Origin of the sequence: Halomonas sp. KX33721 (genome assembly GCF_001596805.1) — a bacterium.
GTDB classification, from domain to species: domain Bacteria; phylum Pseudomonadota; class Gammaproteobacteria; order Pseudomonadales; family Halomonadaceae; genus Vreelandella; species Vreelandella aquamarina.
The window spans coordinates 23,886-45,551 of sequence record NZ_LVIA01000008.1; the positions used below are offsets into that span (position 1 = coordinate 23,886).

The following is a 21,666-nucleotide window of genomic DNA, read 5'->3' on the forward strand; positions in this document are numbered from 1 at the left end:
CCCCACTGTTGGCCTCCCCATTCTGTGAAACATCAACAGAGTGGGGAACCTGTCTGACACACTAACGGTCACAGGTTCACTTTTGTTGGCCGCTTATTTGGAGAGTGCTCGTTATGTTGAAAACGTTGATGGTCGCGCTTGCTGGTCTTGGCCTGTCTGCTGCGGTAAGTGCCCAGGAGCTGGTAGAAGGTCAGCACTACACGTTGCTTGAATCGCCAGTGGCGACCCAGGTAGACGAAGATCAGATTGAAGTGACCGAAGCGTTCTGGTTTGGCTGCCCGCACTGCTACCGGCTGCAAACGCCAGTAAACGAGTGGTACGAAACCCTGGATGACGATGTCAGCATTGTCAAAATGCCAGCGACCATGGGCGGTGACTGGAACACCCATGCCACGGCCTTCTATGCGGCCAAATCGCTGGGTATTGAAGAGGAGCTGCATGCGGATTTCTTCGATGCGATTCACCAGGATGGCCGTTCACTGACCGACGCTGACAAGATTGCGGAATTCTTCTCTGATTACGGCGTTAGCGAAGAGGAAGCCAAACAGGCGCTCACCGCCTTTAGCGTGCGTAGTGAGGTCAATAAGGCCAACAGCCGTATGCGTGAAATGCGCCTGATGGGGGTTCCTGCGCTGATTGTGGATGGCCGCTATGTAGTGTCACCGCAGTCGGCAGGCAGCTTGGAAAACATGCCGCAAATCGCTGACGCGTTGATCGAAAAAGTTCGCAGCGAGCGCACACAATAACGGTGCTTGAGCACGGCCACACAGGCGGACAGACACGTTCGCCTGCGTCCCCGTCCACCTCCGCGCTGGTTGAGCGTGGTCATATCCGGCTGCTAACATTTAATTTGCAGGTGGGCATTCAAACCTCAGCCTACCACCACTATCTCACGCGGAGCTGGCAGCACGTGCTGCCTAATCCTCAGCGGCTTAAGCGTTTAGCGCTGGTAGGTGGCGTATTAGAGCAGTTTGACGTGGTGGGGCTGCAGGAGGTGGATGGTGGAAGCTTTCGCTCCAGCCGTGTGAATCAGGTGGAGTACTTAGCCGCCCAGGCCAAGTTTCCTCACTACTTCCAGCAACTTAATCGTAACCTAGGCCATTTTGCACAGCATAGTAATGGTCTACTTTCACGTTTAACCCCTAGCCATATTGAAGAGCACCGGCTGCCTGGAATGTTGCCTGGACGCGGCGCTATTCACGTGCGCTACGGCGAAGGCCCTGATGCCCTGCATATTTTTGTGGCGCATTTGGCGCTTAGCCACCGTGGCCGTGTGCGCCAGCTCAATTATTTAAGCGATATTATTGAGCCGTTGCGCCATGTGGTGATGATGGGCGATTTAAATTGTACGCCTGAGCAGCTCCATGCTCACGAGCGGTTTAGTACGTCATTGCCGCTACACCCGGTCAAGCCGCTGCTTAGCTATCCATCGTGGCAGCCGCGCCGCGCGTTGGACCATATTCTACTCTCGCAAACCCTTGAAGCGGCCGATGTGCGCGTGCTGGATCACCTGTTCTCTGACCACCTGCCGATTGCAGTTGATTTGCCGCTGCCAGCGGCGTGTCTCGCGGCGATTCAACCAAGCGTTTAACAAGAAGCTCGCAGAACGCTTGTCGGGCGCTGCATTGTCTGCGTATATGCGCTATTGTCTGGGCCGCTGACCCCCCTTAGTCGTTTTACGCGAGACACTTCCATGTCGGACACAACACAACTACCTGCGTTTATTGGTGCGCTGGACCGCGCTTCGGAGTGGTTCGGGCGTACCCTTGCGTGGCTGATCATCATTATGATGTTGATTCAGTTCGCGATTGTACTGCTTCGTTATATGTTCAGTGTGAATAGCATTTTTATGCAAGAGCTGGTGATGTACATGCACGCCAGCGTCTTCATGCTCGCTGCTGCTTACACCTTTCGCCACGATGGCCACGTGCGCGTCGATATTTTTTATCGAGGCATGACACCCCGCCGACAAGCACTCGTAAATATCCTGGGCATCCTCCTGCTCTTGATTCCGGTGATGGTGTTTGTCATCGCGTCAAGCTATGGCTACGTCGCTAACTCCTGGCGCATCATGGAAACCTCCTCAGATTACGGTGGCATCCCCGCTGTATACGCACTGAAAACGCTCATTCCAGTTTTTGCCTTATTGATGATTATTCAAGGCCTGATTGAAGTAGTGCGCAATGGCTATATCTTCACCGGGCGGATAACGCCGCCAGCCGCCGATGAAAATCACCTTGAGGAGCGTGTTTGATGCTCGAATTTATGCCGCTTATTCTGTTTGCCGCCATCTGTATCGTGTTGATGTTCGGCTTTCCTGTGGCGCTTTCGCTAGCGGGAACCGCGCTGCTGTTTGCTGGCATGGGGCTAGGCCTGGAAGCCGTTGGTATTGATGCCAATTTTGATAGTGGCTACCTTGCCGCCCTGCCGAACCGGCTCTACGGCATTATGACCAACCAGACACTCCTGGCGGTGCCGCTGTTTGTGTTAATGGGCGTGCTGCTAGAGAAGTCAAAAGTGGCCGAAACGCTGCTGGATGCCATGGCGCTGCTGTTTGGCTCCATACGCGGTGGCTTAGGTATTTCGGTCACGCTGGTGGGCATGTTGATGGCTGCCTCCACGGGCATCGTGGGTGCCACAGTGGTGACCATGGGCCTGATGTCACTGCCCACTATGCTTAAGCGTGGCTACAGCACCTCTCTTGCCACCGGTACCATCTGCGCTACCGGTACGCTTGGTCAGATTATTCCGCCTTCCATCGCCCTGGTACTGCTGGGCGACGTGCTCTCTTCTGCATATCAGCAAGCACAGCTGGATATGGGGATCTTCAGCCCGAAAACGGTCTCGGTTGGCGATCTGTTTATGGGCGCGCTGGGGCCGGGCCTGATTCTCGTCGTCATGTACATGATCTACGTGGGTTTGGTGGCGTTTTTCCGCCCCAGCATGGCGCCCGCGGCTGACCGCGAAGAGCTGATGGCAGAGCTTGGCCACACCTCGGGGTTAGGCATCCTGTTGCTCAAAGGCTTGGTGCCGCCAGTAGTGCTGATTGTGGCGGTGCTGGGCTCTATTCTGAGCGGCTTTGCCACGCCCACCGAAGCCTCGGCCGTGGGTGCCTTTGGTGCGCTGGTGCTGGCGTTGGCCTATCGCCAGTTGGACTGGGCCACCCTGAAAGAGGTGCTGCGCTCTACCACCCATGTAACCACCATGGTGTTTCTGATTCTGATCGGTGCGGCGCTATTTTCGTTAGTGTTCCGTGCCTACGGCGGTGAGCACATGGTCACCGAGCTGTTTGAAGGCATGCCTGGGGGCGTGGTGGGCGCGACGATCGTTGTCATGCTGGTAATCTTCCTGCTGGGCTTTATCCTCGACTTTATCGAAATCACCTTTGTGGTGGTGCCGATTGTCGGGCCGATTCTGCTGGCTATGGGATTAGATCCGATCTGGCTGGGTATCATGATCGCCATTAACCTGCAGACCTCGTTCCTGACCCCGCCGTTCGGCTTCGCACTGTTTTATCTGCGCGGCGTGGCACCGCCATCGGTGCCTACCTCGGCGATTTATCGCGGTGTGGTGCCATTTATCTTGATGCAGTTAGGCATGCTGTTGCTGCTAACGTTTTTCCCGCAGCTGGCAACATGGCTCCCGACCCAGTTCTAATGTGTTCTGAGTTGAAAAATAACCCTGCTATCAACGCAAGGGAGTGGCAACCTTAACCAAAAGCAGCCAAGCTGCAGAGCACATAATGGCTTGCTTCCAGGATAAAGTAGAAGATTACCACGCGATTTCCGAGCAGGCGTACTACAACGCCCGTAACCCGGAAGGTGACACCTCGCAGTAACAGGTGTAGCGCAGTACCCTTACCATGGCCGCCTTCGGGCGGCCATTTTGTTATAGGCAGGCTAGGGTTGCGATTAAAGCAGCGTAAGCGCCACCGCTTGGGTATCCTAGGGCATATACTGTTCTGTCTCGTAAGGAGCGCTATGTCTACCGAATCCCGCCTTCGTAATGTGCTCACCATTGCAGGCTCCGACCCTTCCGGTGGTGCTGGGCTGCAGGGCGATTTAAAGACGTTTTCTGCCCTGGGTGTGTATGGCACAAATGTCATCACTGCGGTGATTGCCCAGAACACCTGTGGCGTGGCCTCGGTGTATCCGGTTTCCCCACAGGCAATTCGTGAGCAACTTGAACACCTGTTAAGCGATGTGACCATTGATGCGGTGAAAATCGGCATGGTAGCCAGCCGCGATGTGGCCGAAGTGATTGCCGATGTACTGCGCCAGCAGCGCCCGCGTTGGATCGTGCTCGACCCGGTGATGGTGGCGAAGAGCGGTGACATCCTGGTGGATGACGCGGGTATTCGCGCCGTAAAAGAGATTTTAGTGCCGTTAGCGGATGTGATTACTCCTAACCTGCCGGAAGCCGCCGTGCTGCTCGATTCCCCATCGCCCGCCAGCCTGGACGAGATGGAAGCACTGCTGCCCAAGCTGGTGGGGCTAGGCGCGCCCTATGTGGTGCTGAAAGGCGGCCACTTACGGGGTGATACCTGCCCGGATCTGCTGGCGACCCCTAACGGTCATCAGTGGCTGCCCGCCTCACGCATTGCCACTGAAAATCTTCACGGCACGGGCTGCGCGCTGTCATCCGCTATTACGGCTTGCTTGGCCAAGTTGCCGGAAGATGCCGGGGTAGAGGCCCCCGAGCAGGCGATTACGGAGGCCAAACAGTGGCTTCATAGTGCCCTGGCTGCGAGCCACCGCTTAAGTGTTGGCAAAGGGCGAGGCCCAGTACACCACTTCCATGCTTGGTGGTAACTTCATGGCCGTTGCGTTGCGGCCGCAGAGTCTCCTTGCGGGATAAGCCAACGGGCACCATGCTGAAGGGTGCCCGTTTGTTTGCCTACTAGGCTGAACTGTTCGGCCAAGGAGCTGCCCATGTCCCGCACGCTGCTGTTTGCCACCGACCTCTCCCAGGAAAACCGCGCGGCCTTTGCCCGCGCGCTGCGCTTAGCCCATCAGCAGGGCGCGCAGCTTGATACCCTTCACGTGCTTGACCCTTACCTTCCGCATCGCATGCTCCATGACCTGGAACTCGCGGTAAACGACGATATTAGCGCGATGCTCACCGACCTGCGCGAAGATTACGCCTTGGAACTGCCATCGCTGATGATTCAAACGGTGGTTGGGGAGCCTCATGTAGAAATCGTGAGGGAAGCCCACGAGCGTCAGGCGTCGCTCATCGTGCTGGGTATGCACCGCAAACGTGGTCAAAAAGACCTGCTTTACGGCACCACCATGATGCGTATTTTGCGTAGCGCGCCGTGCCCCGTGGTGGTGGCGTCTTACCTGCCTACTCAGCCGTGGCAACATATTGTGGTGCCTATCGACTTCTCGCTGACGGCTCGGCAGACCCTGAAAGAAGCGCTGATTCGCTTTCCTGAGGCCAAGCTAACGCTTCTACACGCCTGGAGCCTGCCCGGCGAATTGGAGCTGGGGAATCAAGCATTCTACGCCCAGTGGCGTGACCACGAGGTCAGTCGCCTGCGGGAAGCGCTGGATAACGAAGTCGAGAGCCTGCTGCGGGAGTTGGATGGCGTGCCGGACATTGAGCTTGCGCTAGAGCCGGGCCAGCCCTGCGATGTGCTGCATGACTATGTTAAACGGCACTCGCCAGATTTGGTCATGTTAGGCAGCCGCAGTCGACCACACCAACCTAATCCGCTAACCGAAATGCTGCTCAGTGAGCCCCACTGCGATGTGATGCTCTGTCGGCCTTGGTAAAGGCTTTGTGGCGGCGCAATGACTCCTCAATCGAGTGGTTGTATGGAGCCTTTATGAGCTGGTTGTGTGTGTATAGCTATGCATAGTGTTACCCAAACCAACAAAGAGTACGCAGCTGCTAGCAGCGGCACTGGTCGTGACGAGCGTAGCGCCCAGTAACGCGGCTAGCAGCTGCGTCTCGCGCTCAATGGCGAAACGCTCTATGAAGATAGCAGCGCCGAGTTTGCCAGGCTGAAATTGAACTCGCTTGGGTCAGCACTCACCTGCGTTTACACTCTGCCCTTTCAACAGCGCCTAATGAACGGACGAAGGGGCAAGCGTGAAAGCACTGATTCAACGGGTTAAGAGCGCCAGTGTCACGGTGGAAGGCAACAGCGTCGGTGCCATCGGCCATGGGCTGCTGGCACTGGTGGGGGTGGAGAAAGGTGACAGCGAGGTGGATGCCGATAAGTTACTGCATAAGCTGCTTCACTACCGCGTGTTTAGTGACGAGGCGGGCAAGATGAACCATAACCTGCAGCAGGCCCAGGGTGGGCTGCTGCTGGTATCACAGTTCACGCTCGTTGCCGATACCCGCAAGGGTCTACGCCCTAGCTTCTCCAGCGCCGCCCCGCCCGACGAGGGGGAGCGGCTGTTTAACTATCTGGTAAGTCAGGCCCGCGCCGCTTGGCCCCATATTGCGGAAGGGCAGTTCGGCGCGGACATGCAGGTTGCCCTGGTCAACGATGGGCCGGTCACCTTTTTGCTAGAAAGCTAGGGCTGATCAGGCGTTTTCGCTGGCCAGCAGCTCGGCTTCCATGGCCTCTAACGCCTCTTCTGCAGCGAACCATGTCTGCTCGGCGGCATCCAGGCGCGCTTTAATCTCCGCCTGCTTGGCGAGTGCTTGGGTCAGCTCTGCCTTGCGGGTGCTGTCGGTGTAGAGCTCGGGGTCGGCGAGTACCGCTTCTACTTCCTCAAGTGCCTGCTGCGCTTTTTCCATGCTCTTTTCCGCCTGGTCGCGCTCTTTTTTCAGAGGGCGCAGCTTTTCGCGCAGCTCCGCTGCTGCTTTGCGGGCGGCTTTACGGTCGCCGCTGGGCTGTTGGCTCTGGCGTTCGCTCTTTTCGCTACGGGCGTCGCGGCGGTTCTCTTCCAACCGCGCCTTAAGCCAAGCCCGGTAATCCTCCAAGTCGCCGTCGAAGGGCTCAACCCGGTGGTCGGCCACCCGCCAAAACTCATCCACCGTGGCACGCAATAGGTGTCGGTCGTGCGAGACCAGGATGACCGTGCCCTCAAAGCTTGCCAGCGCCTCGGTCAGCGCTTCGCGCATTTCCAGATCCAAGTGGTTAGTGGGCTCATCGAGCAGCAGCAGGTTGGGCTTTTGCCAGGCCACGAGTGCAAGTGCCAGGCGTGCTTTCTCACCGCCAGAGTAAGTGGCCACCTCGCCAAAGGCGTCATCGCCTTTGAAGCCAAAGCCACCTAGGAAGTTGCGAATTTCTTGATCACTTGCTGTGGGAGAGAGGCGTTGTACATGCACAAAGGGCGTGGTGGTCACGTCCAGGCTTTCTAACTGATGCTGAGCAAAATAACCAATGGCTAAATGTTCACCGGGTACGCGTTTGCCTTCTAACAGCTCAAGCTCGCCCGTGAGTGACTTGATCAGGGTCGATTTACCCGCACCGTTCGGACCTAATAAGCCGATACGGCTCCCGGGGAGTAGCGTAATGTTGACCTTCTCTAACTGAGCGATATCGCCCGCTTCGCCGCGATAGCCAAGGGTGGCTTGGTCCAGCACCAGCAGCGGGTGCGACGTTTTATCAGCGGCAGGCAAGGTAAAGTGGAAAGGGGAGTCCGTGTGGGCGACGGCGATATCCCCCATGCGTTCTAGCATTTTTACCCGGCTTTGCGCCTGCTTGGCTTTTGTTGCCTGAGCGCGAAAGCGGGCAATAAAACGTTCAATCTCTTCACGGCGGGCCTGCTGCTTGGCCGCTTCAGCCTGTTGCAGCGCGAGCTTTTCGGCCCGCGTGCGCTCAAAGCGAGAGTAGTTGCCCCGGTAAAGCTCTAGCGTTTGGTGATGCATATGCACAATGTGATCGCACACAGCATCAAGAAAGTCGCGGTCGTGAGAAATCAGCAGCAGCGTGCCGGGGTAGCGGGTGAGCCACTGCTCTAGCCACAGCAGGGCGTCCAGATCCAGGTGGTTGGTCGGCTCATCGAGCAGCAGCAAGTCGGAAGGCATGAACAGCGTACGGGCAAGATTGACCCGCATTCGCCAGCCGCCGGAAAAATCTGAAAGCGGGCGCATCAGGTCCGACTGGACGAAGCCCAGCCCCACCAGTAGCTGGGCCGCGCGGGATTCGGCGGTGTAGCCATCCAGCGTTTCGATCAGCCCGTGTAGCTCCGCTTCGCGATGGGCATCGCCCGCTTCCCGAGCGGCGAGCAAATCGGCTTGCGCCTTGCGCAATGCGTGATCGCCATCCAGCACGTACTCCACGATGGGGCGATCCAGCGCCTCCACTTCCTGGGCCATGTGGGCGATCCGCTGGCCACCGCTCATCTCTACATCGCCCTGGTCCGGGCCCAGCTCGCCCAGCAGGAGTTTGAATAGACTCGACTTACCGGCACCGTTGGCTCCAATGATGCCGGCCTTGACGCCGTTATGGAGCGTCAGATCGGCGTTTTCTAGGAGCGTTTGCGTGCCCCGTTGCAGGGCGACTTGGCGCAGTGCGATCATGTTTTCTCCCGAAAAAAGTGGGTAAACCAATGCGCGATTCTAACCGATTGCAGCGCTTGCAGCAGAGGCCGCTGTGGGATTTTGCCTTAGCGCTTTATGCAAAGCCTGGCGTAGAGCACGCCTGTCTCATCTTGCAAGATGAGGCAGGCGTGGATGTGTGCGAGCTGCTGTTTCACTGTTGGCTTTATGAGCATGGCTTAGCTGCTGAACCCGGCCCACTGAAGGCGATACGTGAGGAGCGATGCCGCTGGCAGCAGCAGGTGACGGCCCCGCTGCGCCAACTGCGCCGAGGATTAAAACCCCAAGCCGCCCAGAGCGAATCCATCAGCACGCTGCGTAAAACGCTACAAACCGCTGAAATTCAAGCCGAACGTGAAAATCTTCAATGTTGGCAACAGTGGGCGTTACTCTCATCGGAGCAGGAGGTGAGTGTAATAAAAGGCAGCATAAACCAGCACAATGTTGCACAGTGGCTGCAAGATACGCTGTTTTCGGCACCGCTTGACAACCGTTCGCCGCAAGCGTCACGCGTACGCGAAAACACACAAACGGCACTAATGGCCCTGACAAGCCAGCTTGACCGCTGTGATCCACCACGTTAGCCTGAATTTAAGCTGTTTTTGATCAACCCGCGTTGGCAGCGCTTATTTCGCCCGCTAACCCACAGCAATGCATACAAAGTTACGAATGACGTTTCTGCGTGTTAGCGGCTGAGCCTGAAAGTGAAGCAGCACGGGATAGACAAAAATTAGATTCTGGCGCTCTCGTACGGCGCGCTTACCACTGCTAGGGGAACTCTGCATGAAGGCAAGCAAATTAGTTTCAACTCGTTCCGTTACCACCAAATTAATCACTACGGCAAGCGTAGGTGCTCTGCTGTTGGGCCTAAGCGCCACTGCCCAGGCGGATAACTGGCGTTATGCCCACGAAGAGTACGAAGGCGACGTGCAGGATGTGTTCGCTTACGCGTTTAAAGAGTACATCGAAGAGAACTCCGACCACTCTGTACAAGTTTACCGTTTTGGTGAGTTGGGTGAGTCTGATGACATCATGGAGCAGACTCAGAACGGCATTCTCCAGTTTGTTAACCAGTCGCCTGGTTTTACTGGTGCACTGATTCCAGAAGCCCAGATCTTCTTTATTCCTTACCTGCTGCCGACCGACGAAGAGACCGTTCTAACATTCTTCGACGAGAGTAAAGCGATCAATGAAATGTTCCCGGAGCTTTATGCGGAACAGGGACTTGAGCTGCTGAAGATGTACCCAGAGGGTGAAATGGTAGTCACTACCGACGAGCCGATCAGCTCGCCGGAAGATATGGATAATAAGAAAATCCGTACCATGACCAACCCGCTGCTGTCGGAAACCTACGACGCCTTTGGTGCGACGCCGACGCCGCTGCCCTGGGGTGAAGTTTACGGTGGCCTGCAGACCGGTATTATCGATGGTCAGGAAAACCCGATTTTCTGGATCGAGTCCGGCGGTCTGTATGAAGTATCTCCGCACCTGACCTTTACCGGCCATGGCTGGTTTACCACTGCCATGATGGCCAATCAGGACTTCTACGAAGGCCTGTCTGACGAAGATAAAGAGCTGGTGCAGGAAGCCTCCAACGCGGCTTACGACCACACCATTGAGCACATCAAAGGTCTGGCCGACGAAGCACTCGCCAAGATTCAGGAAGCGTCTGATGAAGTCACCGTCACGCGTCTGAACGAAGAGCAGATCCAAGCGTTCCGTGATCGTGCGCCGCAGGTTGAGGAAGTGTTTCTCGAAATGACGGGCGATCGCGGTGAAGAGCTGTTGCAGCAGTTCAAGGCGGACCTTGAAGCCGTTAACAGCGACTCCTAATGGGTTAGCGCTTTTACGTTAATCAAGTAACGTCATAAGGGGCAGCCAGCGCTGCCCCTTTTTTGTTGCCAAAGTGCCCTGCAGGTGAGTGGGTTCATCGGCGCAGCTCGCCCCACCACGAAAAAAATGTGTACCTCGGCGGCGTAACACAGAAAAATCTACGTACATCCAGCGTTGAAGCGAAAAGAGTCATTACCCGTTACGCTACAAAATGAAGCAAGGCCGAACATACTCCGTTCGGTGGTCAGTGACGGGAGAGTCGCTACGCTGAGATAGCAAGCGACCACGCTGGGTTTAAAGGAGAACGGCCATGACCGAAGAAGAGTCCGAAAAGAGCTACCGGTCCGGTTTGCCCGGGTTTTTGGGAGTGATCGACACTGCAATTAGCAAAATCGAGTCAGTGATACTGGCGATGGGGGTTTTGCTAATGGCGCTGAATACGGTCACCAACGTGATTGCCCGCTTTGTATTCGGCAATAGCATTATGTTCTCAGGTGAGCTGAACCGTATCTTGATTATCATGATTACCTTTGCGGGCATTGGTTACGCTGCCCGCCACGGTCGTCATATTCGGATGTCGGCGATTTACGATGCGCTGCCGGTGGGTGGCCGTAAAGTATTGATGATCGGCATTGCGTTCCTCACCTCGCTGGTGATGTTTTTCCTACTTTATTACTCGGTGGTGTACATCCTCGACCTGTATAGCAAAGGGCGCGTGCTGCCGTCGCTAGGTTTGCCGGTATGGATTATTTATATCTGGGTGCCCATGGGCTTTTTGATTACCGGGATTCAGTACATGCTGACCGCGATTAAAAACCTGACTACCCGAGACGTGTATCTCTCGACTGGGGTTGTGGACGGCTACAAAGATACCGAAACAGAAGTGTAAAGCAGGGATTGCACCCTAGGGGAACGCTATGACGACGATAATGGTAGTCACCATGATTGCCCTGCTGCTGCTGGGCTTTCCAATGATGATCCCGCTGATCACCGCCGCGGTGATTGGCTTCTATATGATGTTTAACGGCTTTGGCCAAATGGATACGCTGATTCAGCAGATGATGGCGGGCATTCGCCCTGCCTCGCTGATCGCCGTACCGATGTTTATTCTGGCCGCCGATATTATGACTCGTGGGCAATCCGCGAACCGCCTGATTGATATGGTGATGTCGTTTATTGGCCATATTAAAGGTGGGCTGGCGGTGAGTACTGCCGCTTCTTGTACGCTGTTTGGGGCGGTATCGGGTTCGACCCAGGCCACCGTGGTGGCTGTGGGGTCTCCGCTGCGTCCGAAGATGTTAAAAGCGGGCTACTCTGATCCCTTTACGCTGGCGCTGATTATTAATGCCAGTGACATTGCCTTTTTGATCCCACCCAGCATCGGCATGATTATTTATGGGGTGATTTCCGGTACCTCGATTGGCGAGCTGTTTATCGCTGGGATTGGGCCGGGCCTGTTAATACTGTTTATGTTCTCTGCCTACTGCATCGTTTATGCCATCGTAAAAGATGTTCCTACCGAAGAGCGTGCCAGTTGGAAAGAGCGGGCCACCGCCGTGCAAAAAGCGCTCTGGCCGCTGGGTTTCCCGGTGATTATCGTGGGTGGTATTTACGGCGGTATCTTTAGCCCCACCGAAGCGGCGGCAGCCTGTGTGCTGTACGCGGTGCTGTTAGAGTTTGTGGTGTTCCGCTCGCTGAAAATGCGCGATATCTACGCCATCGCCAAATCCACTGGCCTGATTACCGCCGTGGTATTTATCCTGGTGGCCGTAGGCAATGGGTTCTCCTGGATTATCTCTTTTGCGCAGATACCCCAGGCTATCCTGGAGGCCGTGGGCGTGAATGACGCCGGGCCAACGGGCGTACTGATCGCTATCTGTATTTCGTTCTTTGTGGCCTGTATGTTCGTTGACCCTATCGTGGTTATTCTGGTGCTGACGCCTATCTTTGCACCGGCGATTGCGGCCACCGGGCTAGACCCCGTGTTGGTGGGTATTCTGATTACCTTGCAGGTGGCGATAGGTTCGGCAACGCCACCGTTTGGCTGCGATATCTTTACCGCTATTGCAATCTTTAAGCGCCCCTACTGGGAGGTGATCAAAGGCACGCCACCGTTTATCTTTATGCTGATTTTGGCGGCGGCGCTGCTGATTATGTTCCCGCAAATTGCGCTGTTCCTGCGTGATGTTGCCTTCCGTTAAGCAGTCACAAGGAGAACGCAGATGTTTAATCGCATTTTGGTCCCGGTCGATGGCTCCAAGGGGGCCATCAAAGCGCTAGAGAAAGCCGTTGGCCTGCATATGCTCACTGGTGCAGAGCTGTACCTGCTGTGCGTATTTAAGCACCACAGCCTATTGGAAGCGTCGCTCTCTATGGTGCGCCCCAATAAGCTGGATATCCCCGATGATGCGCTCAAAGAGTACGCCACGGAAATTGCTGTGCACGCTAAGTCCCACGCCATTGAGTTAGGGGCGGATAGCATGCGAGTACGTGCCTTTGTGAAAGGAGGACGACCCTCCCGCACAATTGTACGCTTTGCCCGTAAACGGGAGTGCGACCTGATTGTGATTGGCGCTCAAGGCACGAACGGTGAGAAAAATCTGCTGCTGGGCAGTGTGTCCCAGCGTGTTGCCGGGGCCGCCCACTGCCCAACGCTGGTGGTGTAACGTACGCGGTAGCACTGGCTAAACCTCTACGCATCATTGTGGTCTGACTAACACCCGCCGTTTCAGGTAATGCAGCCTGAAGCGGCGGGTGTTAGTCTTTGAGGCACCCAAAAACATTTGGCGCGCTGCGCCGCTGGATAAGGTTTTTTCCATGAAAGCACTACTCTCTTCTACCGCGTTGACTGGCCTTCTGCTGGTAGCGCCGTTTGCCGCCGCCGCCCCGGAAACCGACGAGCAGCGCTTGGCTTACAGCCTGGGTGTTACGCTGGGCGAAAGCATGCAGGCAGATATTGAAGATCTCGATATTGATGCGTTCACCGACGGTATGCGCGATGTCTTCGATGGCAACGAGCTGGCGATGAACGAAGAAGAGATGATGGAAGCGCTAATGGCTTTCCAAGAGAGTTCAATGGAGGCGCGTGAACAGCAAGCCGCCGAGCTGGCGCAGACGAATCTTGAAGAAGGACAAGACTTCCTGGCAGAAAACGCTGAGCGGGATGAAGTCGAAGTAACCGAGTCTGGCTTGCAGTACGAAGTGCTTGAGTCTGGCGACGGCGCAACGCCCGGCGCAGAAGACACCGTAGAGGTGAACTACGAAGGCATGCTGCTCGACGGTACCGTATTTGATAGTTCCTTCGAGCGCGGTGAGTCGGTTAGCTTCCAGGTCAACCAAGTGATCGAAGGCTGGCAAGAAGCCCTGCAACTGATGAGCGTTGGCGATAGCTGGATGCTCTATATTCCTGCTGATCTTGCGTATGGCGAACGCGGCCAAGGCCCCATTGGCCCGAATGAAATGCTCACGTTCCGCGTTGAACTGCTAGGCATTGAATAAGCCATGGGCATAGCCGTTCATCAGCGCCGTCTCATGGCTGCGCTTATTCTGTTGGGCAGCGCCGTTGCCCACGCCAAGGAAGAGGCACCCGGCCTACCTGCGCTGGGTGCTGCTAACGACCAAGCCAGCGTGGTAGGAGTCTCTTCTGGCGGCTATATGGCCTCTCAGTTGGCAGTTGCTTGGCCTGAGCGCTTTAGCGGTGTGGGCATGCTAGCCGCAGGCCCATGGGGGTGCGCTCAAGGGGCATTAAGCCTAGCCCTGAACCAGTGCATGATGACACGCCGCGGGCTCCCATCGCTGGATGAACTGGAACAGCGGCGTGAGCGCTATCTTTCATTAGACCAAGTAGGCAGCCAAGACGCGCTAAGCCAGCTACGCGCTTTTGTGTGGCATGGCGATGCGGACGAGACGGTGTCGCCTGCGTTAGGAGATCTGCTGGCTCAGCAGTGGCAAGGCTGGCTGGAAAGCCCTGAGCAGCAACTGCGCTACGTTCAACGGGCAAACACCGGGCACGGCTGGCCGGTAGCGATGCCAAAAGACGCCCCTATTGACCCGCAGTCTTTGGGCGATTGTCGCAACGGCGGCGGCAGTCATGTGCTGGCGTGTGGAGAAGACGTGGCCGGTGAGATGATGGCTTGGCTCTATCCCGAGCGTGAGACGAACGCCAGCGAAGGCGAGCTGTTAGCTTTTGACCAGTCCGACTTTGCAGCGAAGGGCTTTGCCGATACCGGTTATGTGTTCGTACCAGAGGCATGTGAGGCGGGCGGCTGCCCGGTAACGGTGGCGCTGCACGGCTGCCAGATGAACGCGGAGGCCATCGACGACACCTTTGTTCGCTACAGCGGCTTAAACCGCTGGGCGGCGGAGCATGGTCAGGTGGTACTTTACCCACAGGCAGAGAGCAGCATGGCCAACCCGCAAGCGTGCTGGGACTGGTGGGGCTTTGCCGAGAGTACGTGGCAGATCAATCCGCTGCACGATACCCGCGATGGCACCCAGACACAGGCGCTGATGGCGATGTTGGATCATCTACAATCGGCAACTGCTAACAAAGCCGCAACGGCTGAGTAACTACATGGCAGCTAACTTATTGAGGTTCCCCTTTTAGCGTTAGCTGCCAAGTTCGCTTTCCAGCGCCGATACTAACCCGTGGGGCGTTGGAGAGTAGAGCACCCGCTGCAATATTTCCCCTTCACGGTTGACCAAAAACAGCGAAGCGCTGTGGTCGATGGTATACGCCATGGCCGATTCCGGCGCTTCTACCCGCCGCCAAATCACCCCGTAACGCTCAGCCACATCGGTAAGCTGCGCTTGGCTTCCCACTAAGCCGATAAACTCACTGCCGAAGAATTGCATATATTCGCTCATCCGGTCGAGCGTATCGCGCTCTGGGTCGACCGTAATCATGACAGGCACAACCCGCTCACGTTGAGCATCGCTCAATTGAGCCAGGGCTTGGCGTTTGACCGCCTGATTCATGGGGCAGACATCGGGGCAGTAAGTGTAGCCAAAGGAGATAATGGCAATTTCATCATCGCCTAGCTGGGTAAGGGAGACGTCACCCAGGGTAGAGGGCATTGCGATAGGGCCGCCCTGCGGTTCGTCGCTCTCCTGGCCGACGCCTAGCTGGTAAAGGCCCAGGGTGGCCGCCACCACTAGCACGCCTAACAGGGCTAGGCCAAGCCAAAGCGGCTTGCATTTTATGGAGGCTGCCATGCGCTTAACTCCTTTTAACATCGAAATCGAACCAGCTACCCAGCTTACCGTCAGGCGTCTCCAGAATAACCCTAGCGCGCCACGGCATCACCTCTTGCGTGCAAACGCCCACTTGGCCCTGGCCATGAAAGTGTCCGGGCGCAGTGGTGGTAAGCGCAAAGCGGTTTAACCCCATATCCATATCGCGGCCAACAAAATCCACCGTCACTTGGCTGGGGGTGATGCCCTCCACCTCGACATCCAAGGGCAGCACTTCAAGCGCCTCGATACGGCCATCGGCATCAATGGCTAACGTAAGACGGCCTCTGTCCCCCAGCGTTGTCGAACAGGGAGTCATATGCAAGTTGCATTCGCCGCTAGGAGAGAACCACACGATATCGCTATCGGCGCGAAGCCAGTTAGCGAACACGTACCATGTGCACGCAGCCAGCGCGAGGCCAGTCACCAGGATAAGCACTTTTAGCGCTGGAAAACCCGTAACATCGACAGGTTTAGGCAAATTCTTCATGGCAGAATAGTCGCTACGCAGGCCATAAGGCGGGGAAATTTATTACATGGTATGCGTTTCATGGTAACAGCTATCCCGCAGATGTCGCTGTGCTGGGATGTCGCACTTAATAAGGAAGAACAATGGAGAGCATTACCGGAGCACTAGGACCGCTGTTTTTATTGATTTTATTGGGTGCCGCCATGGGGTATGGGCGCTGGCCTCATCTCGATTTTTGGGCGCAAATGGAGCGGTTTATCTATTTTGTGCTGTTCCCTGCCATGCTGGTGGGCACGCTGGCGACAGCCGATGTGAGCCAAGTGCCCGTTGGCCGGTTGGCGCTGGCATTGCTGGGGGCAATGGCGCTGTTTGGCCTTGTACTGTGGCATTTTCGAGCCTGGTTACAGCTCAGCCCGGCGGCATTCACCTCGGTGTTTCAAGGTGCCGTGCGCTTTAATACCTATGTGGGCGTAGCGGGGGCCGCCGCGCTGCACGGCTCGTTGGGGGCCACAACGGCTGCGGTCGCCGTGGCGCTGATGGTGCCCGTGGTGAACGTTATGTGCGTGGCCAGCTTTGTGGCGGCGGGCACGCTGGGTCGCGCAAGCCTAGGTAAAAGCGCGCTAGCGCTGGCGAAAAATCCGCTGATTTTGGCTTGCTTGGCAGGGATTGGGCTGAATCTTAGCGGCGTTGGCCTGCCCGGCTGGAGCGAAGATACCGTCACGTTACTGGGACGCGCAGCACTACCGCTGGGACTGGTGGCCGTGGGGGTCGCGCTTAAGCCTATGGCGCTGCTGCGTATTGACCGAGGGGTGATTGCTACTAACGCCATTAAGCTACTGTGCATGCCAGCATGTGTACTGCTGTTAGCGTGGCTACTGGGGCTCGACCCCGTCAGCCGGGACGTCGCGCTGCTGTTTGCTGCGCTACCCACGGCCACCTCGGCATACATCCTTGCCCGCCAGCTGGGCGGCGATGCGGAATTAATGGCGGCCATTATTACCGGACAAACGCTGCTTGCCATGCTGACGCTGCCATTTTGGCTCAAGCTGGTCGGCTGAAAAAATAAATAAAAAGTATTCGCATTTGTGTTGACGGGGTAAATGAGAATGATTATATTGTGTTTGTCAGCGTTTGATGAGCCGCTGGCAACCACGACAGCGACTAGGCAGTTCAGCGCCGGTACCCTGTCATGGTTTCTCCCTCTCATTGCTAGTCACGGTCTTTTGCCGCTCCTTTGGAGCGGCTTTCTTTTTTTCTATTCCCCCTTTTGTTGATGCCAGCCAAGCTTTTTCCGCGTGATGTGTGCAGATAATGGCGAGTACGTCGCCTACCCTGATAACACTGCTACCGGGAGTTTTCGTCATGCGTATCGCCGTGTTTAGCGCTAAACCTTACGACCAAACCTTTTTATCCCGCGCCAACGCCGCGGGCCGCCATTCGCTGAGCTTTTTTGATGCGCGGCTCACCGTCGAGACCGCGCCGCTCGCCGTTGGGTTTGAGTGCGTCTGCGCGTTTGTGAATGACCACCTGGATGCAGCGGTGATGGAGCAGCTTCATCAAGGCGGTACGCGGCTAGTGGCGCTGCGTTCGGCCGGGTTTAATCACGTGGATCTAGAAGCGGCGCAGCGGCTGGGGATGACGGTAGTACGGGTGCCTGCCTATTCGCCCCACGCCGTAGCAGAGCACGCAGTAGCGCTGGTGATGAGCCTGAATCGCATGACCTTTCGAGCTTATAACCGAGTGCGGGAAGGTAACTTTGCCCTTGATGGTCTGCTGGGGTTCGATCTACACGGCAAAACCGTGGGAGTCATTGGAACGGGCCATATCGGTCTCATCTTTGCCGACATCATGCACGGGTTTGGCTGCCGCATTGTGGCCTACGACCCTTACCCAAACCCTGAAGCGAAAGCGTTTGTGGAGTATGTGCCGTTAGAAACGCTCTATGTCCAAGCGGATATTATTTCCCTGCACTGCCCGCTTACGCCTGACACCCACCACCTGATTAACGCGAGCGCCATTGCCCAAATGAAGCGGGGAGTGATGCTGATTAACACCGGCCGTGGGCGGGTAGTGGATACCCAAGCCGTCATCGCCGGTCTCAAAAGTGGCCATATTGGCTACTTAGGGTTGGACGTATACGAAGAGGAGGAGCAGCTCTTCTTTGAGGACCACTCCCATCAGGTGATCGACGATGACCGGTTCATGCGCCTAACGACCTTCCACAACGTGCTTATCACCGGCCATCAGGCTTTTTTCACCCAGGAGGCGCTAACCAATATTGCCGAGACGACTCTCGCCAATATCGATGCCTTCGAAAGTGGTAGCGGCACGCTGCATCGGGTATTGCAGAAATAGTTAATTGCTCTGCTTATTATGATCTTTTCATCCAAGTATCGAGCTTATCTAGGAACTCAAGGCACAAGCTTAATTGGTTAATTTCAATAAACTCATCTGGCTTATGAGCTTGTCGAATAGAGCCGGGACCTAAAATCACGGAGGGTATGCCGCCATCTATCTCGAATACGCCGCCTTCAGAACCATATGATACTTTGCCGCCACGCACAGGAAGAATAGGTTCAAGCTTCTTGAACATCTCGCTATCAGTGGCATCACCCATTGCGGGGTATGCAAAGATCTCTTTCCATTCAATAGATGATTCAGCGGATTGGCGCTTCATTTCGGGCAGTAGGGCAGTCTCAATATCGCTGATCAGCGCTTGAATATCAGTGGCGGCCGCTTCCTGATCAATGCTGCGTAGCTCAAAGATGAAGCTACAGGTGTCAGGGGTAACGTTGGTCGCCACACCGCCTTCTATTATGGTGGTAAGTGTTGTGGCGTGGGGAACGGTAAAGTCTTGGTCGAAGGGGCCATCTTGCTCATATCGTCGTGATCGCTCGGCGATCATGGTGATGATGCGCGAGGCATACTCTACCGCATTGACATGTTGAGGGGAAAACGACGAGTGGCCCCCTTCACCGCGTACTGTTACCCGCATGGCGATCTTGCCTTTCTGGCCGTTGATCAGTTTCATTTCGCTGGGTTCACCGATAATCGCCAGCGCTGGTGGCACCTTGAGATCTGCTAAGTAACGGGCAATGGCGGGCGCTCCCAGGCAGCCCACTTCTTCATCGTGAGAGAAGCAGAAATAGTATGGGCGCTGCAGTTCACCGTTGGCAAAAGCCGGTGCCGCGGCCATAACGCAGGCTGCAAAGCCTTTCATATCGCAGGTGCCACGACCAAACAAGCGACTGCCGCGCTGCTCCATTTTGAAAGGATCGCTTTGCCAGCTTTTTGGGTTGGCGGGTACCACATCGGTATGGCCCGAGAGGACGATGCCAGGTACGTCGGCGGGTCCCAGGCGGGCGACCAAATTGGCTTTTTCTCCGCTCTCATCCGGCAATACTGTTACCTCCGCGCCAAGACTGGCGAAGAAACTCTCCATGTGATGAATAAGTTCGAGGTTGGAGTAAGCACTCGTTGTGTTGTAAGCAATCAGGTTAGCGAGATGTGATATCGCGGCTTCCAACTGCGGGTGAGCGTTAGGCGTAGCACTAGCTTGCATAGGGTTAAATCCTTGGCAATAAGGGAATCTTTGGCTCAGACCTTGGCTTTCTTAAGCTGCTGGCGAATCGTCACTACCACCACGAATATCGCCAGCGAAGCGAATAACCAAGTGATAGGTGACGACACCAGAATGCTTGGATCTCCACGAGAGAGCGCAAGTGCACGACGCAGGTTCTCTTCCAGCATTGGGCCAAGAATGAAGGCGATTAAAAAAGGGGCGGCAGGAATGGCGAAAAGGAACATGAAAAAGCCAAATACGCCCATCGCCAACAGCACGATGACGTCATACATGCTGTTGGAGATCGAAAAAATACCGAATACGCACAGAGCGAGTACGATCGGTGCCATTAAGCCGGGAGGAATTCGCGAGATATGCGAGAAAAAGCGCATCGTTGCTTTACCAGCACCAAACAGCAAAACAGATGAGAGCAGCATGCCAATAAACAGCATATAAACTTCATGAAGGTTGTTCTCAAATAGCATTGGGCCTGGTGTCATGCCGTGAATCATAAAGGCGCCCAGCATCACGCCCGTAATCACATCGCCCGGTACGCCCAGTGCTAGCAAAGGGATCATGGTGGAGCCACAGCAACCATTATTGGCTGACTCTGATGCTGCGATCCCTTCTAGTTCACCCTTGCCAAAGTTCTCGCGATTTTTTGAGCTGCGCTGTGCTTCACCATAGGAGGAGAACGCTGCTGCCGAAGGCCCAATGCCGGGGATGGCCCCCATCACGACGCCAATCATGCTCCCTTTGAGCATTGCCTTTAAGGATCGGCGTAGCTCATCTCGCGTCACACGGTTATCGCCCAGCTGCATGGGCTTATGACTTTGGTTGTGTCGAAAGACGATAATTTTAAGCAGCTCAGGAATCGCAAACAGTCCGATGAGCACGGGTGCAACGGCAAGCCCGCTCTGCATATCCACGGTGAGGTCAAAGCGGAACGAGCCGTACATATCTTCGCCCACTGTGGCGAGCAGTAGCCCTAAGCATGCAGAAACAAGCCCAAGCAAAAGTGAGCGCCCTGACACACCAGCGACGGTGGTGAGCGCGAAAATCATCAGCATGAAATATTCGGGTGGCCCAATACGCAGCGCGAGAAGCGCCAGTGGCGCGGCGATAAAAATCAGCGAGAGGTTGGAAATAAAGTCCCCGGTACAGGACGAATAGAGCGCCATGTTGAGGGCTTTGCCCGCCTTGCCTTGTTGGGCCAACGGGTAGCCGTCAAGGGTAGTACAGGCGGCTGAAGCAGTACCTGGCGTCTTGATCAATATCGCGGATACCGAACCACCATAGGTTGAGCCCTTATAAAGCGCGACAAGTAGTAAAATACTCGGAATCGGCTGCATATAGAAAGTAAAGGGCAGCGCCAGCGTAACCGCCATGGTGCCGGTCATGCCGGGAATAGCGCCGATAATTACGCCACCCCAAATACCGGCGGCCATGATTAAAAAATTCTCAATGGTGGCAACCGCCTGGAAGGCTACCAGCAGATCGTTGAGCATAGTGGTCAGTCCTATACGCGGTAGGTTAAATACCGATAGCCTTGAAGAGGCTGCCGACAGGGAAACGCGTATTGAGTGCGCTGGAGAAAAACAGGTAGAGAACCAGTGGGAGTGCGACGGCAACGATGGCCGCCACCACTTTGTGGCGCCAATAACCCGTCAGTATCAGCATCGCTATTAACAGTAGAATGCTTGATAGCAAAAAACCTAGCAGCATCACTGAGCCGATAAAGAGCGCAAAGACAAGCATCGTCCAACCAAAGCGAGTGAGTAGCGTGCCCAGTGGCGTGTCACCGCGGATGGCGCTGGCATCTTCAGGGTCGGCGATTGCTTCGGTTTTACGTGAAAAAGACAACCCAACGAGCAGTATGCCCAGGGCCATGCCTAGCATGGAGACCGTTCTTGGCCACATATCCGGCGGTGGCGCAAACCCAGGAATAAAGCGTGGGCGGGGCACATAGGCTGGAATCAGTAAAAACAGAACGACACCGAACAGCGCTGTAATAACTAAACCGCGTGTTATACCCATGACCCCTCCATTGATGAAATGATGTTTA

22 protein-coding genes are annotated in these 21,666 nt (G+C 55.8%); 16 read left to right on the top strand and 6 right to left on the bottom strand.

The features are described from left to right. Positions 1-113 precede the first annotated feature (113 nt). The 7 genes from A3220_RS02845 to dtd all read left to right on the top strand — a co-directional run bounded on the left by A3220_RS02845 (position 114) and on the right by dtd (position 6,534). On the top strand, positions 114-746 hold the full coding sequence (locus tag A3220_RS02845) for a thiol:disulfide interchange protein DsbA/DsbL (RefSeq protein WP_044629850.1): 633 nt from the start codon (positions 114-116) through the stop codon (positions 744-746). Between the two features lie 2 nt (positions 747-748). Further along, the gene (locus A3220_RS02850; RefSeq protein ID WP_062373025.1) at positions 749-1,591 is read left to right on the top strand and encodes an endonuclease/exonuclease/phosphatase family protein; all 843 of its coding nucleotides are present in this window, start codon (positions 749-751) and stop codon (positions 1,589-1,591) included. 102 nt (positions 1,592-1,693) lie between these two features. Then, on the top strand, positions 1,694-2,254 hold the full coding sequence (locus tag A3220_RS02855) for a TRAP transporter small permease subunit (protein ID WP_062359237.1): 561 nt from the start codon (positions 1,694-1,696) through the stop codon (positions 2,252-2,254). Then, entirely contained in the window at positions 2,254-3,657 is a 1,404-nt protein-coding gene (locus tag A3220_RS02860) for a TRAP transporter large permease subunit (RefSeq protein WP_054644907.1), read from the top strand. The genes A3220_RS02855 and A3220_RS02860 overlap by 1 nt, the downstream gene beginning before the upstream one ends. Before the next feature lie 323 nt (positions 3,658-3,980). Continuing rightward, positions 3,981-4,811, top strand: coding sequence for a bifunctional hydroxymethylpyrimidine kinase/phosphomethylpyrimidine kinase (thiD, locus tag A3220_RS02865; protein WP_062373028.1), 831 nt, complete (start codon positions 3,981-3,983; stop codon positions 4,809-4,811). 120 nt (positions 4,812-4,931) lie between these two features. Beyond that, on the top strand, positions 4,932-5,777 hold the full coding sequence (locus A3220_RS02870) for a universal stress protein (RefSeq protein ID WP_062373031.1): 846 nt from the start codon (positions 4,932-4,934) through the stop codon (positions 5,775-5,777). A 319-nt stretch (positions 5,778-6,096) separates the two neighbouring features. Beyond that, the gene (gene dtd, locus A3220_RS02875) at positions 6,097-6,534 is read left to right on the top strand and encodes a D-aminoacyl-tRNA deacylase (RefSeq protein ID WP_062373034.1); all 438 of its coding nucleotides are present in this window, start codon (positions 6,097-6,099) and stop codon (positions 6,532-6,534) included. 6 nt (positions 6,535-6,540) lie between these two features. Here dtd and A3220_RS02880 read toward each other — a convergent pair whose 3' ends face one another. Further along, the gene (locus tag A3220_RS02880; protein WP_062373037.1) at positions 6,541-8,487 is read right to left on the bottom strand and encodes an ATP-binding cassette domain-containing protein; all 1,947 of its coding nucleotides are present in this window, start codon (positions 8,485-8,487) and stop codon (positions 6,541-6,543) included. Between the two features lie 29 nt (positions 8,488-8,516). On the opposite strand from A3220_RS02880, the gene A3220_RS02885 reads away from it, so the two are divergent. The 7 genes from A3220_RS02885 (at position 8,517) to A3220_RS02915 (ending at position 14,907) form a co-directional block, all read left to right on the top strand. Then, the gene (locus A3220_RS02885) at positions 8,517-9,089 is read left to right on the top strand and encodes a TIGR02444 family protein (protein ID WP_062373040.1); all 573 of its coding nucleotides are present in this window, start codon (positions 8,517-8,519) and stop codon (positions 9,087-9,089) included. A gap of 199 nt (positions 9,090-9,288) precedes the next feature. After that, complete coding sequence (gene dctP, locus A3220_RS02890; RefSeq protein WP_054644906.1) at positions 9,289-10,338, top strand: TRAP transporter substrate-binding protein DctP; 1,050 nt, start codon at positions 9,289-9,291, stop codon at positions 10,336-10,338. Positions 10,339-10,648: 310 nt separating this feature from the next. After that, complete coding sequence (locus A3220_RS02895) at positions 10,649-11,227, top strand: TRAP transporter small permease (protein ID WP_044629861.1); 579 nt, start codon at positions 10,649-10,651, stop codon at positions 11,225-11,227. Positions 11,228-11,255: 28 nt separating this feature from the next. Further along, positions 11,256-12,539 carry a TRAP transporter large permease gene (locus A3220_RS02900; protein WP_044629862.1) on the top strand — a complete coding sequence of 428 codons (1,284 nt, stop codon included), beginning with the start codon at positions 11,256-11,258 and terminating at the stop codon, positions 12,537-12,539. A gap of 21 nt (positions 12,540-12,560) precedes the next feature. Further along, positions 12,561-13,004 carry a universal stress protein gene (locus A3220_RS02905; protein ID WP_044629863.1) on the top strand — a complete coding sequence of 148 codons (444 nt, stop codon included), beginning with the start codon at positions 12,561-12,563 and terminating at the stop codon, positions 13,002-13,004. A 151-nt stretch (positions 13,005-13,155) separates the two neighbouring features. Then, positions 13,156-13,836 carry an FKBP-type peptidyl-prolyl cis-trans isomerase gene (locus A3220_RS02910; protein ID WP_054640749.1) on the top strand — a complete coding sequence of 227 codons (681 nt, stop codon included), beginning with the start codon at positions 13,156-13,158 and terminating at the stop codon, positions 13,834-13,836. 3 nt (positions 13,837-13,839) lie between these two features. Next, positions 13,840-14,907 (top strand): PHB depolymerase family esterase, encoded by a 1,068-nt coding sequence (locus A3220_RS02915; protein WP_084812738.1) that lies wholly within the window; start codon positions 13,840-13,842, stop codon positions 14,905-14,907. A gap of 39 nt (positions 14,908-14,946) precedes the next feature. Here A3220_RS02915 and A3220_RS02920 read toward each other — a convergent pair whose 3' ends face one another. Further along, positions 14,947-15,552, bottom strand: a complete 606-nt coding sequence (locus A3220_RS02920; protein ID WP_062373043.1) for an SCO family protein — start codon at positions 15,550-15,552, stop codon at positions 14,947-14,949. A gap of 4 nt (positions 15,553-15,556) precedes the next feature. Next, the gene (locus tag A3220_RS02925; protein WP_062373046.1) at positions 15,557-16,060 is read right to left on the bottom strand and encodes a hypothetical protein; all 504 of its coding nucleotides are present in this window, start codon (positions 16,058-16,060) and stop codon (positions 15,557-15,559) included. Between the two features lie 122 nt (positions 16,061-16,182). On the opposite strand from A3220_RS02925, the gene A3220_RS02930 reads away from it, so the two are divergent. Together A3220_RS02930 and A3220_RS02935 are read left to right on the top strand one after the other, a co-directional pair. Then, entirely contained in the window at positions 16,183-17,097 is a 915-nt protein-coding gene (locus A3220_RS02930) for an AEC family transporter (RefSeq protein ID WP_062373051.1), read from the top strand. A gap of 304 nt (positions 17,098-17,401) precedes the next feature. Then, positions 17,402-18,394, top strand: a complete 993-nt coding sequence (locus A3220_RS02935; protein WP_062373053.1) for a 2-hydroxyacid dehydrogenase — start codon at positions 17,402-17,404, stop codon at positions 18,392-18,394. Between the two features lie 16 nt (positions 18,395-18,410). Here A3220_RS02935 and argE read toward each other — a convergent pair whose 3' ends face one another. From argE to A3220_RS02950, 3 genes are read right to left on the bottom strand one after another with little or no spacing between them, the layout of a single operon-like run. After that, positions 18,411-19,601 carry an acetylornithine deacetylase gene (gene argE, locus A3220_RS02940; protein ID WP_062373056.1) on the bottom strand — a complete coding sequence of 397 codons (1,191 nt, stop codon included), beginning with the start codon at positions 19,599-19,601 and terminating at the stop codon, positions 18,411-18,413. Between the two features lie 35 nt (positions 19,602-19,636). Then, the gene (locus A3220_RS02945) at positions 19,637-21,109 is read right to left on the bottom strand and encodes a tripartite tricarboxylate transporter permease (protein WP_062373060.1); all 1,473 of its coding nucleotides are present in this window, start codon (positions 21,107-21,109) and stop codon (positions 19,637-19,639) included. Positions 21,110-21,134: 25 nt separating this feature from the next. After that, positions 21,135-21,638, bottom strand: coding sequence for a tripartite tricarboxylate transporter TctB family protein (locus A3220_RS02950; protein WP_062373063.1), 504 nt, complete (start codon positions 21,636-21,638; stop codon positions 21,135-21,137). Positions 21,639-21,666 lie beyond the last annotated feature (28 nt).